At 41.0% G+C, this 2,323-nt stretch carries 3 protein-coding genes; all 3 read left to right on the top strand.

Annotated elements, in window-relative coordinates:
- Nucleotides 1-171 precede the first annotated feature (171 nt).
- Nucleotides 172-909, top strand: coding sequence for a hypothetical protein (locus tag ASL19_RS06405; RefSeq protein WP_057177703.1), 738 nt, complete (start codon nucleotides 172-174; stop codon nucleotides 907-909).
- A complete protein-coding gene (locus ASL19_RS06410; protein ID WP_057177704.1) occupies nucleotides 878-1,804 on the top strand; it encodes a hypothetical protein in 927 nt (308 codons plus the stop codon). The genes ASL19_RS06405 and ASL19_RS06410 overlap by 32 nt, the downstream gene beginning before the upstream one ends.
- A gap of 87 nt (nucleotides 1,805-1,891) precedes the next feature.
- Nucleotides 1,892-2,323 (top strand): transposase (locus ASL19_RS06415; RefSeq protein WP_161808581.1); only part of this gene is annotated, 432 nt, incomplete at its 3' end.

A 2,323-nucleotide genomic window follows, 5' to 3' on the forward strand; every position in this document is an offset into this window, starting at 1 on the left:
AAAAACAGCACTTAGCCTGAACAATAAAAATCCCCCACAATGCTCCCCCAGTTTGGATTGTTCCCAAAATTGTGTAATTATTGCCCATTACGCTATTTTGCACATTCCCTTTCTGATTAAGCAGTGTGGAAATTACTTGTTTGAAAAATGCAGTAATTTGACTATGCAGTTATGTATACGGTAGAAAGACAATTGTACGAATCCTTATTGGGAAAAAGGGTTTCTGACTCTCATTGGTCGAACCTCAAAAAAACTGCCCAAGAAGCAGACCATGTAATTACTCTAGACGAGCCTCCAGAGCTATCACAAAATAAGGAAATTACCTTAGCAGAAAAGCAAACCATATCCACCGTGACTAAAGACCTGGGTTTTATCCTCCCCCAGGATGAACTAAAGGCGATTGCGCAGCACTCCCTGCGGGAGATCGCGAGTAGTTTAAGGGAGGACAGTGAAATAACAAGCATTACAGAGATAAAAGAAGCCATACTGAGGTTCATTGCCAAAAAAGGGGAAAGAACCAGAAGGGAGGTAGATACAGCGCTATCAGAAATAGCTACCGCTTATGCAGCAGAGCAATTAATAAGTTCCCGTCTATTTGCCAGTTTATTAGCTAATTTAAGCAAGGAGGTAAAAGTAGCCAAGGGCTGGAATGGAGTAAGACATATAGTAGCAGTAGAATTACGTAATAACATGGATCTAGCGCAAGCTGTTAAAGTAGTCAAAGTTATACCTAGTGACGATGTCCTAGCGCCTTACTTTGCCCTGGGTGGAACAGCTCTGTTAATAACTGCTGCAACTATCTCCCATAAACTTACTCAGTACCAGGCAGTTCAGTTGCTTTCTAGCTTGAGGGGAATTAAAGGAGCTGCGGGAAGATATGCAGGAGGAATATGCTCTGGACTTACATAGACACACTTTGGCATCTACTGCCCAGGTAGAACAGGAGGTGATTTCTAGGGAAGCAATGACTACTTTAGCTTCTATCCAGAGTGAACAGGAGCAACAGTTAGCTTATTTAGAAGGACAGCAGCAAGGAGAAATAGACCTATTAGAGCATGCGAATAAGGTAGCAGAGTTAAGATTGTCTCTAAAAGAGAAGGAGGAAAAGTTAAAAGTTACAGCCCAGCCCAAAAACCCCAAGGAACAGTTGATAAAAAAAATGAAGGGTCATGAGGGGGGATGGTTATGGGATGTGTTAAATTCCTTAAAGCCATTGTGGTTAGTGGGGAATCAAGGGAGTGGAAAAACCACAGCTGGAGCTACCCTAGCTTTAGCCAGAAAGGTGTTACTAGAAAGAGAAGTAAACATGATAGTAGACCGACATGGGGACTCGGAGAATGGAGAATTATGGAAACTGTTTCCTGAAGCAATGTTAGCTATAAGTGCTGATGACATAGGTCAAAGTTTGATAGAGAGCATACAGGACTGGGGGAACAGAATGAAGATGAAGCCCAAACCGCCAGTGGTGCAGGTCATTGTAGATGAGTTTACCGCTTTGAGGGAGTTGGTGGGGGAGATATCTGATACCTGGTTTAAGTTATCTTGTACAGATACAATAAAAGGTCAGGTGCAGGTAATAGGAATTACCCATAATACAACTAATGAGAGTTTTCCAGCGGGGACGGTTGGGACAAGGAAAGCGGGAACCATATTATTAGAGAAGTTTTCTGCCAATAATGAAACACCATTACCCAGAGTAGTTATTAGATGGGGATTGACCGATAGCAAGGGGAATCCTTTGGAGGATGAGGAACGCACTTGGCCTAGTTGGTTCAACATTGACGAGTTGAACGGGGTGACCTAGGCAACGAATCTCAAAACCTTTCAAGCATTTTCATCCTGTAAATGTGTAACTGAGAGAATGTGATTAACGTGCCAGCCTTAAATTTTTATGAGTCGAAAACCAAGAAAATTAGAAGCAGGATACTGCTATCACATTACAATCAGATGTAACAATCGGGAATTTAGACTAACTAAATTAGAATGTCGTCAGGTCTTGATTTATGCAATAAAAAAAGCAATTGACAAGTATAATTTTAGAATGTATGGGTTATGTCTAATGAGTAATCACATACATTATTTAATAGAACCATTACAGCCCTCAGATCTGCCTAAAATTATGCACTGGTTAAATTGGTATACAGCACTGTGCTTTAATCAGATGCTGAATAGAACAGGGCATTTTTGGGAAAAAAGGTATCACAGCACGGGGTTTGCCATGTCAGATAAGAAAAGGGCATTAAACACGCTCAGATATATACACGGCAATCCTAAAGCAGCAGGAATACAACAGGGAATGTTTTATGATTTTAGTAACTATGCA

This window comes from Cylindrospermopsis sp. CR12 (genome assembly GCF_001432185.1).
Taxonomy (GTDB): Bacteria; Cyanobacteriota; Cyanobacteriia; order Cyanobacteriales; family Nostocaceae; genus Raphidiopsis; species Raphidiopsis raciborskii.

What these genes read in the sequence shown, in the direction of transcription:
- ASL19_RS06405 (WP_057177703.1), top strand. Translation starts at nt 172, where the DNA reads ATGTATACGGTAGAAAGACAATTGTACGAATCCTTATTGGGAAAAAGG.
- ASL19_RS06410 (WP_057177704.1), top strand. Translation starts at nt 878, where the DNA reads ATGCAGGAGGAATATGCTCTGGACTTACATAGACACACTTTGGCATCT.